11 protein-coding genes are annotated in these 13575 nt (G+C 63.3%); 3 read left to right on the top strand and 8 right to left on the bottom strand.

Going from position 1 to position 13575, the window contains the following annotated elements; genetic code table 11:
* Window positions 1-139: 139 nt before the first annotated feature.
* Window positions 140-1021, top strand: coding sequence for an ABC transporter ATP-binding protein (locus tag R2855_19400; protein ID MEZ4533169.1), 882 nt, complete (start codon window positions 140-142; stop codon window positions 1019-1021).
* A gap of 5 nt (window positions 1022-1026) precedes the next feature.
* Window positions 1027-1869, top strand: a complete 843-nt coding sequence (locus tag R2855_19395) for an ABC transporter permease (protein MEZ4533168.1) — start codon at window positions 1027-1029, stop codon at window positions 1867-1869.
* 320 nt (window positions 1870-2189) lie between these two features.
* Here the strand turns inward: R2855_19395 and R2855_19390 are convergent, their stop codons facing one another.
* Window positions 2190-2801: a helix-turn-helix domain-containing protein gene (locus R2855_19390; GenBank protein MEZ4533167.1), complete on the bottom strand. Its 612-nt coding sequence runs from the start codon at window positions 2799-2801 to the stop codon at window positions 2190-2192.
* A 238-nt stretch (window positions 2802-3039) separates the two neighbouring features.
* On the opposite strand from R2855_19390, the gene R2855_19385 reads away from it, so the two are divergent.
* Window positions 3040-3969: a hypothetical protein gene (locus R2855_19385; GenBank protein ID MEZ4533166.1), complete on the top strand. Its 930-nt coding sequence runs from the start codon at window positions 3040-3042 to the stop codon at window positions 3967-3969.
* 107 nt (window positions 3970-4076) lie between these two features.
* On the opposite strand, the gene R2855_19380 is transcribed toward R2855_19385, so the two are convergent.
* The 7 genes from R2855_19380 to R2855_19350 form a co-directional block, all read right to left on the bottom strand.
* Window positions 4077-4403: a CopG family antitoxin gene (locus R2855_19380; protein MEZ4533165.1), complete on the bottom strand. Its 327-nt coding sequence runs from the start codon at window positions 4401-4403 to the stop codon at window positions 4077-4079.
* A 322-nt stretch (window positions 4404-4725) separates the two neighbouring features.
* Entirely contained in the window at window positions 4726-5637 is a 912-nt protein-coding gene (locus R2855_19375; GenBank protein ID MEZ4533164.1) for an ABC transporter permease, read from the bottom strand.
* Complete coding sequence (locus R2855_19370) at window positions 5634-6584, bottom strand: ABC transporter permease (protein MEZ4533163.1); 951 nt, start codon at window positions 6582-6584, stop codon at window positions 5634-5636. Before R2855_19370 ends, R2855_19375 begins: the two co-directional genes overlap by 4 nt.
* A gap of 79 nt (window positions 6585-6663) precedes the next feature.
* Complete coding sequence (locus R2855_19365) at window positions 6664-8274, bottom strand: ABC transporter substrate-binding protein (GenBank protein ID MEZ4533162.1); 1611 nt, start codon at window positions 8272-8274, stop codon at window positions 6664-6666.
* A 703-nt stretch (window positions 8275-8977) separates the two neighbouring features.
* Window positions 8978-10390, bottom strand: coding sequence for an FGGY-family carbohydrate kinase (locus R2855_19360; protein ID MEZ4533161.1), 1413 nt, complete (start codon window positions 10388-10390; stop codon window positions 8978-8980).
* Entirely contained in the window at window positions 10387-11853 is a 1467-nt protein-coding gene (locus R2855_19355) for a rhamnulokinase family protein (protein MEZ4533160.1), read from the bottom strand. Before R2855_19355 ends, R2855_19360 begins: the two co-directional genes overlap by 4 nt.
* 226 nt (window positions 11854-12079) lie before the next feature.
* Window positions 12080-13276, bottom strand: a complete 1197-nt coding sequence (locus R2855_19350; GenBank protein MEZ4533159.1) for a nuclear transport factor 2 family protein — start codon at window positions 13274-13276, stop codon at window positions 12080-12082.
* Window positions 13277-13575: the final 299 nt, after the last annotated feature.

The following is a 13575-nucleotide window of genomic DNA, read 5'->3' as shown; positions in this document are numbered from 1 at the left end:
CACCAGTCCAGCGACCAGTCCGATAGCTTCCCGGTAACGCACCGACAACCCGGCTGCCGCGCGCGTCGCGGCCGCAGTCCACCAGCGCGGCACTCTCTTGTCTCGTCCCAGCCGCGCCGCACTCTGAGGAGAACACTCCGTGAATCATTCTGTCGAACGAACGATCGATCATGCCCAGAACGCGCTCGAGCTGCGCGATGTCACCAAGCGCTTCCAGAAGAAGCGGGGCGAATACACCTATGCGCTCAAGGGCGTCTCGCTGACCCTCAAGCGGGGGGAAGTCGTTGGCATCCTGGGGCCGAACGGCTCGGGCAAGAGCACGCTCGTGCGCGTCATTTCGACCTTGACCGTGCCCGATTCCGGCTCGGTCGAGATCTTCGATGTCGACGCCGTGGCGAACCCGAAGATCGTGCAGCGGTACATCAACCGGGTGAGCGTGGAAGCCAGCTTCTTCAAGAAGATGTCTTCCATGGAAAACCTGCTCTTCGGCGCCAAGCTCTATGGCATCACCGACCGGGAGAGCCGCCCGCGCATCGAGGAGATTCTGCGCAGCATCGGTTTCGATGTGAAGCGCGTGGGAGAGCCGATGGAGCATCTCTCCCGCGGCACGCAGCAGAAGATCGCGCTCGCCCGCGCGCTGCTCACGAGTCCGATGCTGATGTTGCTCGACGAGCCGACCACCGGCCTCGACCCGCGCAGCAAGCGGGACGTGCAGGAGCTGATCTGGAAGATCCGCGCCGGGCACGATTCGTCCATCCTCCTCTGTACCCACGATATGGGCGAGGCGGAGGAACTCTGCGACCGGATCGGCATCCTGGTCGACGGCAACCTGATCGCGCTCGATACCCCGCTCGGGCTCAAGCAGCGGTATCAGGTGGGCGACGAACTGCCGACATTGGAAGAAGTCTTCATGCTCGCCACCGGGCTCTCGATCGACGACGCCAGTTCCGAAACGGACGACGACAGCGACGATGCGACCAAGGTTCCGGCCGAGCTTTCGAATGAATTGATCGAGGTTTAGGCGATATGAGCACGCTGCACGCACCTTTGCAGCAATCGAACCTAAAGCGCGAGCTGGTCGCCATTTGGGGCTATGCCCAGCGCAATTACTTTCTGACGCGGCGCTACTTCCTCTGGGAAGTGGTTTGGCTGGTCTATTCGACCATGAACGCGCTCACGATCGGGTTCATCGGAGTTTCTGTCGGAAGCACCGCGGAAGAAACCGCGCGCGCCACCACCTTCTTGCTCATCGGAACGTTGATCTGGAGCTATCTCTCCATGATCTTCGATATCCTGTCGGAAACCGTGAGCTGGGAACGGTGGGAAGGAACGATCGAATACACCTTCATGAGTCCGGCCAGCCGCGCCTCGCAACTCATCGGCATGGGGATCTACGCGGTCGGATACGGCATCGTGCGCATGATCGTCATGCTCGGCGCGATCTCGTTATTCTTCGACCTCTCGTTGGGGAACGCGAACTACCTCGGCGCGCTGGCGATCCTGGTGATCTGCAGCATTTCGCTGGTGGGTTTCGGCATGATCGCGGCGGTGATGCCGCTGCTTTCGCCGGAGAAAGGCCAGCAGGTGACCTATATCTTCTCGGCAGTGCTGCTGTTGATCAGCGGCATCTATTACAGCATCGACGTGCTGCCGGGCTGGATGCAACCGCTGGCCAAGCTTTCGCCGATCTATTACACGCTGAACGGCATCCGCGCGATGCTGCTGGACGGCGCGTCCTTCACCAGCCAATGGGCCAATATCTGGCCGTTGTTGATCATGGGCGTCGTCTTCCCGCCGTTGGGGCTCTACCTCTTCAGCAAGGGCGAGCATTATGCCAAGGTGACGGGTCGGTTGAAGCGAACGGGGTAGGTTCGATCGCCATGGCGGGACCCGTGCCCGCCCCGTCGTAGCGGCGGGACCTGTGCCCGCCGTCGCAATGGCGGGACTTGTGCCCGCCGTCGTAGCGGCGGGACCTGTGCCCGCCGTCGTAGCGGCGGGACCTGTGCCCGCCGTCGTAGCGGCGGGACCTGTGCCCGCCAACGGCCGAAGGCCGCCATTGCCGTGCCCACAGTCTTGATTCCGAATCGAATCATGATCGTTGGATACGTCCGTTATCGGGCTGCGCCCGATTGGCGGCCACGGGTGCCGTCATTGCGTCCACGACACCCGGTTGACCGGGGCCAGAGGCATCATTCCGGATCCCGCAGGAGCAACCGGCATAGATCCTCGGTCAACCACGCTTCGAATTGATCGTAGGTCCAACCGCATCGCTCGACATAGCGCTCGCAGCTCAGCCAACTGATGACCGCCAGACTCGCGGCGGCGCGGTCGATCGAAAGCTCTGCTCGCAACACACCCCACGCGTCGAGTTGTTCGACGATCCAGCGAGCGCCTCCATAGTGCCGGGACCACCCCTCGTTCACGGCAGCCGCCACATCGGGTTCGTTCGCCGCGCCGGACAACAGCGCCCGCAGAACATCCCCGCAGCGTTCCTGAAACTGCCGTTGGAGTCGGACATCCAGCGCGATCAGATGCCGGGGATCGCGCGTCGCCCGCATCTCCTCCAGAATCGCCGGAATGCCCATCTCCTCGTCGAGAAGATCGACGATCGCCAGCACAACGGCGCCCTTCGAGCCAACGCTGTCATAGATCGTCTGCACCGAGGTTTCCGCTTCCGCAGCGATATCCGCCATCGAGGTCGCAGTGTAGCCTCGCTCGCCGAAGAGTTTGCGAGCCGCCTGCACGATCTCCTGGCGGGTGGCTGCCGCTTGCTTCTGTCTTCTGGTCGATTTTCTGGCCATCTCTTGCTACCTTCCAAATGATATATTAGCATTCTACTCAGTAGAATGACATTCCAGTAATTGGAAGTTGCTTCTTTTGATTGGAAGGGATCCGCGTGCGATCGTACCCAGCTTCCCCAGAGACCGCTTGGTGCCGTTGTCATCCGATCGCGCCCGGCAGAGCGCCACCGCAACACACCCATGTGCAGCCGGGATGTTCCCGATCGATCAACGACGTTTCTCCAAAGGAGTGTTCTCGATGCAAAACGGAATCTCGAATCCCCTCCACAGTCGTTCCCTTTCCCGGCGGTCGGCGCTCCAGTTCGCCGGCGCAGCGAGTATCGGCGCTTTCGGGCAGCGATACCCGGCGCTCGCCCAGAGTCCGGCAACCGGTGATGTGCCGGAGTTCCATGTCGTTGCCGTCGAGTATTCGTTCGATCTTCCAGCAGAAACACCAGCGGGTTGGACACGTGTGACCCTCGACAATCAGGGAACCATGGAGCATCACGTGGCGCTGCTCGAGCTTCGCGATCCAGCCGCGCATGCCGATCTCGAAGCAGCTCTCCAGACACCTGACCTCGGTGCGATTTTTGCGCTCGCCGACAGTCTGGGTGGGGTTGTGATCGGTCCCGGATCGACAGCAAGCGCGCTGATCGATCTGCCGCCTGGCGACTATTTCGCCGCTTGCTTCATCCCTGACGCGGACGGAACGTTTCACTACCTCAAGGGGCAGCAGGCTCCGTTCTCGGTGACGGGCGAAGCATCGGCCGGCGAAGCTCCCGCCGCGGATCTCTCGATCGACATGAGCGAAATGATGTTCACCGGTATCCCCGAGACGGTCCCCGCCGGCGCTCAGGTCTGGAAGGTTTCCAATGTCGGCCAGCAATTGCACGAGATGGCGATGGTGCAGCTCGCCGAAGGGGTGACGGCCGAGCAAGGGATGCAAATGTTGGGCTTGAGCCCGGCAACGGCAACCGCAGGCGGCGAGGCAACCCCAGCGATGGAGATGAGCGGCCCACCGCCCTTCACGGTCGTCCCCGGTATCGCCCCGATGGGCCCTGGGCAAACGAACTACCTGGAGCTCGATCTCGCTCCCGGAACGTACATCGCGTTGTGCTTCATTCCCGATATGGCGACCGGCATGCCCCATGCCATGATGGGAATGGTCGCCACCTTCACCGTCGCGTAACTGGCGACCTACCGAAACACCCGCATCACCGGGCGGCCTCATTCGCATGCACACGCGGCGGATGAGACCGCTTCCCCGCATGGCTGTGGTCGCGACAGCGTGCGTTGCTACCCGGCCAGTTTTTCCTTGATCCAGATGCGCGCCAAGGTCGAGGGCCCTATGCCCATTTTCTGGGCTTCGGCGCGCAGCCGCGCCCGGTCGGCAGCATCGAGCCGAATGCTAATGACGACGTTCTTCTTATTGTCCCGCCCCGGCACGTACCCGACCGATTCGATGGCGTCGGGAAAATCCAGGATGCTGTGCGTATCCCAGAATTCGGCCTCTTCCTCGATACTCTGGAAAGATGGGATTCCGCCATACGCTGGTGTGGGATACCCCAGATCGACGGTCGGTTGGGGCTTCGGCTCAGCCGTGTTCCTGTCGCTTTTGTTCATAGATGCTCCGTTCTTGCCTGGTGGACGGTCTGGCGCTAAACGGATACCAGAGTCCCGGGGGCGCATCGGGACCCCGCCCAACGATGATGGAAATGCAGCGTCCAGCCGCATTCGGTCCTGCAATGACGATCCGACCCTTATATCACTTCCGAATGAGCACATGATCTCCATTGCAAATGAACTCGACGTCTTCGAGCGTACATCCGTGCTTGGTAATGTGCGCCTGGTTCCAGTCGTCCCAATCGAGTTCGTCGATTTCCATTCGCACAATGCACTACAACGTGATACACACTGCCGGCATCAGAAGATTCTCTGCCATCATCTACCTTCCCCGTAACCGCGGATCGATCACCGCCTGCAACTCATCCCCCAGCAAGTTGATCGCCAGGATCAGACCGGCGAGGGTCAGGGCGGGAAAGAACATGGTCCAGGGGGCGATTTCCATGTAGGTCTTTCCGTCGCGGAGCATTGAGCCGAGCGACGGTTGCGGCGGTTGCACCCCCAGACCCAGAAAGCTCAATGCCCCTTCGGCGATCAGGGCGACCGACAGGGAAAAAGTCGTTTGCACCAGGAGCGGACCCGTCAGATTCGGCAGGATATGGCGAAAAACGATGTGCTGGGTGGTCGCGCCGCTCACCCGCGCGGCCAGGACATATTCCGCCTGCTTGAGTCCCAGGGTGGGGCCACGCGCCACGCGCACGAAGATCGGCAAGGTGACGACCAGAATCGTGACCACCAACGCCGGGATGCCCGGTTCCATCACCATCACGATCAGCAGGCCGAGCAACATGGCCGGGAAGGCGAAGAGGATATCCGCCAGGCGGCCGATGACCTCGTCGGTGAATCCGCCGGCATAGCCAGAGATCAAGCCGATGGTCGCGCCGATCGCTGCCGCGAGCCCCGCTGCCAGCAACGCAATCAGCAACGAGACGCGCATGCCGGCCGCCAACCGCGCCATGACACTCCGTCCGAGATAGTCGGCGCCCATCGGGTACGCGCGCGATGGGCTGGCAAAGACCGCCAGGGGATCGATCTTCTCCGGATCGCCGGTGCCAACCAATGGGCCGATTGCAGCAAACCCGATGGCGAACAACAAGACGACGAGGCAAAGCGCGCCGAGCGGGCTCGAGCGCACGAACGCGGAGAATCCGCGCGGCCGGGAACGTTTCAAATCGCCAGCAACCGGCGATCCGGGCATGTTCGTGACCGTGGTGGTCAGGACGGAATCGCTCATCGATAGCGAATCCGGGGATCGACCCAGGCATAGAGCAGATCGACCACGAAGCTGCTGAGCACAAACAACGCCGCGCCAAGCACGACCGTCGCCTGCGCTACCGGATAGTCCCGCTGCAGGATGCCCTGCAGCGCATACCGGCCCAAACCGGGCAGCGCGAAGATCTCCTCCACGATCACCGCGCCGCTCAGCAAGAAGCCGGCATTGATGCCGATCACGGTGATGACCGGAATCGATGCTCCCCGGATCACATGGCCGCGGGTGACGGCGCGTGGGCTCAATCCCTTGGCCCGGGCGGTGACGACATAGGGTTCGTTCAGCACTTCCGCCACACTGGAACGGGTGACGCGCATCACGACGGCGGTGGTGATGAGTCCCAGCGAAAGCACCGGCAGCACCATCGATTTCAGGTTGCCGGAGACACTCTCACTCGGCGAGACGTAGCCGGAGACCGGCAACGGAATCCCGCGGGTCGAGACGAAATAGATCAGCAACGTGCCCAGAACGAAATCGGGAATGGAAAGGAAGAGGAGCGACAATCCGCGCACCCCGATATCGGTGGGAGTGCCGCGCTTGACTGCCGCGATGATGCCCAGCGGCACGCCCAAGCCGATCGAAATGAGGGTCGAGAGCAGCGCCAGCTCGATCGTCACTCCGGCGCGCCGCGCCAGCTCGTGCGAAATATCCGCGTGCGTGCCGAGCGATTGGCCGAAGTCGCCGCGCAGCGCGTTCTTCAGCCAGACGCCGTATTGCACGATCAGCGGGTCGTTCAGCCCATAGCGTTCGTTGAGCTGCTCGACCAGTTCCGGTTGCTGCGCCCCCTGCGGGCCGAGCATGGCGGTCGCGAATCCACCCGGCACCATACGCATCGCCACAAAGACGATGAGCGAGGTACCCAGCAGCACCACCGCCGCCATCACCAGCCGGGTAAGGATGAATCGAAGCATCGCGGTCCGCGTCCGATCGAATCGAGCCAAGCGCCCAGCCGCTGAACAATTCCCCGCGGCCGAGATGGTTACGACAACCCTACGCTCCTGCGGCCGAAACGTTCTCGATCACATGCCAGTACGGCAGCCCGAAACCGTCGGCAGCCGCCAGCTCGACCCCTTCGATCAGATCGCTGCGCCAGGCAACGAAGTTGTTACGGGTGGCGAGGAACTGGAAGTAGCCCTCGGTGGCGATCTGGGTTTCGATTTGCGCGAGGATGGCTTTGCGCTCGTCCGGATCGATGGCGGTCGAGAGCTCGCGCAGCAACGGATCGATGCCCACGCCCTCGGCGCCGACGATCGGGTTGAACGATGCGCTCAGGAAATTCAGCAGGAAGAGATAGGGCTCGCTGAATCCGGCGAACCAGAGCAGGGTCAGATGGGCGGAATAATCGACCGCCCATGCCTGCACGAAGGAGGCGAGGTCTTTCTGCACGATCTCGACCGCGATACCGACCTCCGCCAGTTGCGCGCGCATGAGCTCGGCCATCGGAACCGTGACGGTGAGCACGGGCAGCACCATCAGGGTTGTGGCGAGCCCGTCCGGGTACCCCGCTTCCGCCAGCAGCGCTTTCGCTCGTTCGACATCGCGGGTATAGAACGGAAGCTCCCCCACCGGTGTGGCGTAGGTGGCGAATCCGGCGGGCACCGGACCGGAAACGCTCGCTCGCCCCGAGATGCCCACGTCCACGAGCTGCTGCCGGTCGATGGCCAGCGAAATCGCTTGCCGCACGCGCTCGTCGGCCAATTCGGGATGCGCGGCATTGACCAGCATCAGATAGGAATTGGTCGTCAGCTGCTCGTGCGCCGACACGTTCGGGGTGCTCTGCGCGAGATTCAGGTTGAGCGGATTGTCGAAGGTTGTGATCTGAATATCGCCCGCGCGCAACGCCGCCAACCGGGCCGATTCGTCCGGCATGATCTGCCAGACCAGTTCGTCCGCCAGTGGGGCGCCGTCCTGCCAATAGCCGTCGTGCCGAGCCATGATCCAATGCTGGTCCTCGGCGTGATCGGTCACTTTGAACGGGCCGGTGCCGACCATCTGCGTGTTCAAATCGATCTCGCCGGAGGCCACTTCGTCCCCCGGAACGATGGCGGTCACGGTCGCGGCCAGCGCTTGCAGGAAGGCGCCGTAGGGTTCGGTCAGGGTCGCGGTGACTTCCAGTGGGCCGCTGACTTCGAAGGTGACTCCCACACCGGCGGGCGCGCCGGCGGTTGGAGTGGCAGGTTCGACCATTGGCCCCAGCCGGGTGCGCCACCAGGAACCGATCTCCGGATCGAGCGCCCGGTCGAGCGAGAAGACGACGTCTTCGGCGGACAGTTCCCGACCGTTGTGGAAGGTCACTCCCTTGCGGATCGAGAAGACATAGGTCGTGTCGTCGACCGGAGTGATGGTTTCGGCGAGTCCAGGCGCCGCTTCGAACACACCGTCTCGATAGTCGAGAAAGGTCAGGCTTTCGTAGACCACCGAGTGGAGCTCCCAGGCTGTCTGATCGGTGGACGAGTGCGGATCGATGGTCCGTAGCTCATACGGTTTGCCGATCGTGATGCGCTTCGGTGTCTCCTGCGCTCCGGCAGCGCCCTTCACCCCAATCGCGGCCAATCCCGCCAAACCCGCAGCACCCAGGACCCCGCGTCGTGTTGCTTTCATCGTTTCCTCTAAAGAGCGCAAACGTCGTCGCGCTTATCGTAGTTCACGCGGGGGCTCGTTGTTCCGACTACCCCCTATCGTCATCCCGACCACTCCATTCGCCATCCCGACCACCCCCTATCGTCATTCCGACCACCCCCTTTCGTCATTCCGACCGAAGTGGAGGAATCTCTCGTTCTCCCGCGAGGACGTTCCCTGCCAGAGGCCGGGTCTCGGACAACAAGAGATCCTCGGCAAGCTCGGGATGACGGAGGGGTGTTCGTCATCCCGGCCACTCCATTCGTCATTCCGACCGAAGTGGAGGATCTCTCGTTCTCCCGCGAGATTCCTGCCAGAGGCCGGGTTGCGGCAACAAGAATCCTCGGCAAGCTCGGGAGACGGTGTCGTCATCCCGACCACCCTATCGTCATTCCGACCACCCTTTCGTCATTCCGACCGAAGTGGAGGAATCTCTCGCAGATTCCTGAGCCGGGTTCGGAACAAGATCCGGCAAGCTCGATGAGGTTGTCCATTCGACAATACCGCCCTACCACCGAATGGGAATCTCTCGTTCTCCCGCGACGATGTCCCTGCCAGAGGCCGGGTTGCGGGCAACAAGAGATCCCTCGGCAAGCTCGGGATGACGGAGGTGGTGGGATGACGGGGGTGGGATGGCGGGGGTGGTCGGGATGACGGAGGTGGTTGGGACGACGGGGGGCGGGTGCTACGCGATGTAGCCATGCGCGGTGAGGTCCGCGCGGAAACGCGCGTATCCATCGCGGTAGGCATCGACGAGGATGTCCGGGTCGAACGTGGTTTCGGGCGTCACCATCGCATCGACCGCCGCGATCAACCCGTCGAACCACACACCCGATGCCGCGATCATGGCCGCGCCAGTCGCGGCGTTCGCATTGCGCACCTTGCGGATCGGCCGGTCGAGCACGTTCGCGCGGATGCGCAACCAGGTCTCGCCCGCGCTGCCGCCACCCGCGGTGCTGACGGCCACGACCCGTTCGCCGGAGAGCTCCTCCACCAGGTCGAACGCCATGCGCTCCAGATAGGCGACCCCTTCCAGCGCCGAAGCGTAGCGAATGAGGTCGTCCGGACCGTCATAGCCGAATCCGGTCGCGCTGGGGGAGATGAATGGAAAGCGCTCGCCGGCGCCGAGTAGCGGATAGGTCGACCTGCCGGTGGGAATGACGTCTGCCGCGAGCCGGTCGAGCTCGCCCAAGTCGCGATCCGGGAACCATGCCGAAACCCACGCCGCGCCAGTATTGCTCGCCGCGCCCGGCATCCAATACCCCTGCGGATGCCGGTGGTTGTAGATGCGTCCAAGCGGGTCGCGCACCGGGTCGAGCGTGGTTCCCTTGATGACGAGCGTGGTGCCGATGGTCGAGTTCCACTCGCCGAGCCGCACCGCTCCGGCGCTCACCTGCGAAGCGCAACCGTCGGTCATGCCGAGCATCACGGGGGTTCCGGCTGGCAATCCCGTCGCCGCGGTCGCGGATGGCTGCACGCGCCCGGCAACCTGGCCCGACACTCCCACCCCAGGCAACATATCGGGATCGATATCGAGCGCCTGCAAGACGTCGAGCGGCCATGCATTGCGGGTCAGATCGAATCCGGACTTCAGCGCTGTCGTCTGGTCGGTTAGCGCCCATTCGCCGGTCAGCTTCCCGATCAGGAAATCGGCTGGATGCCGCCAGGCATGCATGCGTCCGGCCAGCTCGGGATGCTCCCGCGCGAACCAGACGATTTTCGGCAAGCCCCAGGAAACATTGGCGCCCAATCCCGGGAACCGGCAGTCGATTTCAGCGGCAACTTCGGCGGCACGCCGATCGCTGTACATCAGGGCGGGAGCAAGCGGTTGCCAGGCGGCATCGAGGGGAACGACCGTCCCCGACGTCGATGTCACCGAAACGCCGGCAATCTCCCGATCTCCCAGCGAACCCGTCAGGCGCCGCGAACAGTGGGCAACTGCGGACCACCATTCCTCCGGTTGCTGCTCCGGGCCGGACCAGTCGCCAACGAATCGTTCGGCTTCCGAAGCAACGAGTGTTCCACCCGGATCGTGCGCCACGACTCGCGCGCCCTGGGTGCCGACATCGATACCGATGACGACCGCCTCGGCCTTCATGCCGGGTTCGACTGGGCAAACTGGATGCGATACCTCTCGTACGCGGCTTGCCACCGGTCGGTATCCGCCGGATCGAACCGCTGGATCGCGCGGTTCTCCGCAACCAATGCCGCTCCCTCCTCCAGCGTCCCGATCTCTCCGGCGGCGAGCATCTGGAGCAACACGTTGCCGATAGCGGTCGCCTCGGACGGTCCAGCCCACACCGGGCGGCCGAGCGCGTTCGCCATCGCCTGGCAGAGCGGGGCGTTTTTCGACCCACCGCCGAGCACATGCAATCCGGGAAAGCGCGTTCCGGCCGCGTGCTCGATCGTCTCCAGCACAACGCGGCTTTTCATCGCCAAGCTGTCGGTGATGCACCGCAGGATGGCGCCGGTGTCGTTCGGGTCGAGACCAGCCACAGCGCCGATGGCTGCTGGCAGATCGGGCGGGTCGACCAGGCGGGTGTCGTCGGGATCGATGAAGCCGCGCAGGGGAGCCGCCTCTTCGATGAGGCGAACCATCTCGGCGTGATCGAACCGAACACCCCGATTCCCCCAATGCGTGCGGCATTGTTCCAGCAACCAGAGTCCCATGATGTTGCGCAGAAACCGCCAGGTGCCGCCGACCCCGCCTTCGTTGGCGATGTTGGCGCGAAACGCCGCTTCTGAGACGATCGGGCGGTCCACGATCGTGCCGAGCAGTCCCCAGGTGCCCAGGCTCAGGAAGGCGGTGCCTGGTTTGCCCCCGGTGGCGATCATGGCCGAGGCGGTGTCGTGCTCGGCAATCGCCACCGCGGCAATTCGCGGCGCGCCCAGTTCCTGCGCGATGCTCTCTCGCAATCTCCCACCAGCCGACCCCGGCGAGATCACGGGCGCGAAGATGTCGCGCGGCAACCCGACCTGGGCGAGCAGGTTGGCATCCCAATCGTTCGTCTCGATCGAGAGGCATTGCGATGTGGACGCGATGGTGTACTCGTTCTGCTTCTCCCCGGTCAGGAAAAAGCGCAGCAAGTCGGGCGTCATGAGCAACGTGCGCGCGTTCTCCACCTGCCAGGGACGTTCGTCCTGCAAGCGGATGAGCTGATCGAGCGTGTTGAACGACAGGCTTTGGATCCCGGTGCGGCGATAGAGGTCCGCTGGTGAGATGCGGCGAAAAAGCTCGGCTTGCATGGAACGGCTGCCCATATCGCGATAGTGGTAGGGATTGGCAAGGAGCTGATCCGTGGCGTCGAGCAATCCATAGTCGAGCCCCCAGGTATCGATCCCGAAGCTCGTCAGGGGATCGGTTGCTTCGCGCGCGGCCTTGCCGATGGCAAATTTGATCTCGCCCAGCAACCGCAAGATGTCCCAGTGAATCCGGCCGCCCACCCGCGCCGGAGGATTCGGGAAACGGTGCACCTCGTGAAACTCGAGTTGACCGTTGCGCAGCGCGCCGAGCATAGCCCGTCCGCTGGTGGCGCCCAGATCGATGGCGAGATGGCTCACTGGATTCGTCCTTCGGCTTCGCTGTCGCGCCCGATTCGATGCACGGAATAATGCCGAATTCGGGCTCGAGCTGTCAGCCTGTGCCTCGCTGGCTACGCTGGCTCACTCGACGATGCGTGTTGGCAAAACATCCCGTTTGGGGCGCTTCGGGTCCCGATCGCCCCCAGAGCGCGGAGCGAAGCCGACGGGAAACGGAGAACGGGAGCGCTTCAGGAATGGTCCAGGCTCAATCCGTGCCCGGATCGACTGCCACGGAGATGAGCATCAGGGTCACCGGGGTGCTGGAGGTATTCCGCAGTGTGACGTCGCACCCGCCTTCGATCCACACGCCATGATCCGCATCGAGCGCCACGACCCCTTCAGCGATGAGCGGCCAACCATTCTCGCCCCGCACCGCTACCGGCGATCCCGAGCTTGCCACCTCGACCCCGTCCATGCTCGCGCCGGCCAGCAGCTCGACACCCGCGGGCAGCGTCAGCAGGACGGTGTCGTTGGCCGGCAGAACGATCCGCGTGGGCCGGTACACGAGGTTCGATTCCGTCCAATAGGCAATGCCGCTCCAAAGTTCCGTTTTTCTCCCGCCACTGGAATTGGTTCCCGATCTGGATGGCGCATGGCTCTGATCCGACTCACCCACGTGGGAAACGAGGTAGCGCAGTACCGAAACGTGAGTTCCATCTGCAGACCGCACGCGCACCTGCATGCCGCTCGGGATCGCTGCAGATCCGCCTTTTTCCAGCACCACGGGCGCGGCAATGGTTTGCCCATCGGACATCAGCAGTTTGGCCGATCCGGTCTCGACCAAGACGATTCCGGCCCCGGCCACACGCCACGCTTGCTCGTTTGATTCATCCAGCTCGAGGCGTGTCAGCGATGTGACCACACCAAGCGAGCTGGAAATGTCCAGCGTCACCTGCTCAGGCCCGGTCACGTCCAGCCACCGCATTCCCGGCGCCCAGCGATCGACCACCAGGCCGCGTTCCACCCGGAGGACTTCGGCATGCGGCGCCGCTTCGGCATGCTCGGCGGCAAGTCCTGCGATCTCGAGTGTGCCCGACTCCACCCGCTGAACCTGCGCAATCAAGGTATTCCCAGACGCGTCGACGGAAAGCACCTCGAAGCGTGCGTGACTGGACGCGCCGCTCATCGCCTGAATCTCGGCCAGAAAGGCATCGGCCGGCCGCACCACGCCCGAATCCGTATCGTGATCCTGAAACAGTGGAGACAGCAAACCGGCCAGCAGGGCGGCCTGCTTGCCTGCAAGCGCGTCGTTCAAAGCAGCATAGAAGGTCTCACCCGTTTCCACGCTTGCCAGGGCAAGTGGCGCCCCGCCGGGATTCACCGAGCGAAACAGCGTGCTTTGGACGGTGAAACCAGCGAGCAGCACGAGTGCAAGGATGAGGGCAATTATCGTGCGTAGCATGGCCTGGACTCCCTTCCGCGCATTCGCAGCGCAATCGGCTCCAAAGGCGCGTCATCCCATTCTTGCCGGGGTGGATGGCGAACTCCCATGCGCAACGCTCACCGTTTACTCACAGGTTGCTTCATTTCCAGATGGCCGGAAGCTCGCCAGAAAGAGTGGTTCGGCGTGCGTGAAGCGCGGCAAATCGGGGCCGGTGATACTATTCCGTCAACTCCCAAAGCCCGATACGTACGCTCCGTCCGGACCACGCTATCTCTGGATCGATATTGACACCGCTCGGCGAGTTCCTCCTTTCCTAT

The organism is Thermomicrobiales bacterium, from assembly GCA_041390825.1.
In the GTDB taxonomy this organism is placed as follows: Bacteria; Chloroflexota; Chloroflexia; order Thermomicrobiales; family UBA6265; genus JAMLHN01.
Note: the sequence above shows the minus strand (reverse complement) of the source record. Positions and strands in the feature narration are given on the sequence as shown.

Coding starts and splice junctions, on each gene's coding strand:
- R2855_19395 (MEZ4533168.1), top strand. CDS start 1,027: ATGAGCACGCTGCACGCACCTTTGCAGCAATCGAACCTAAAGCGCGAG.
- R2855_19390 (MEZ4533167.1), bottom strand. CDS start 2,801: ATGGCCAGAAAATCGACCAGAAGACAGAAGCAAGCGGCAGCCACCCGC.
- R2855_19385 (MEZ4533166.1), top strand. CDS start 3,040: ATGCAAAACGGAATCTCGAATCCCCTCCACAGTCGTTCCCTTTCCCGG.
- R2855_19380 (MEZ4533165.1), bottom strand. CDS start 4,403: ATGAACAAAAGCGACAGGAACACGGCTGAGCCGAAGCCCCAACCGACC.
- R2855_19375 (MEZ4533164.1), bottom strand. CDS start 5,637: ATGAGCGATTCCGTCCTGACCACCACGGTCACGAACATGCCCGGATCG.
- R2855_19370 (MEZ4533163.1), bottom strand. CDS start 6,584: ATGCTTCGATTCATCCTTACCCGGCTGGTGATGGCGGCGGTGGTGCTG.
- R2855_19365 (MEZ4533162.1), bottom strand. CDS start 8,274: ATGAAAGCAACACGACGCGGGGTCCTGGGTGCTGCGGGTTTGGCGGGA.
- R2855_19360 (MEZ4533161.1), bottom strand. CDS start 10,390: ATGAAGGCCGAGGCGGTCGTCATCGGTATCGATGTCGGCACCCAGGGC.
- R2855_19350 (MEZ4533159.1), bottom strand. CDS start 13,276: ATGCTACGCACGATAATTGCCCTCATCCTTGCACTCGTGCTGCTCGCT.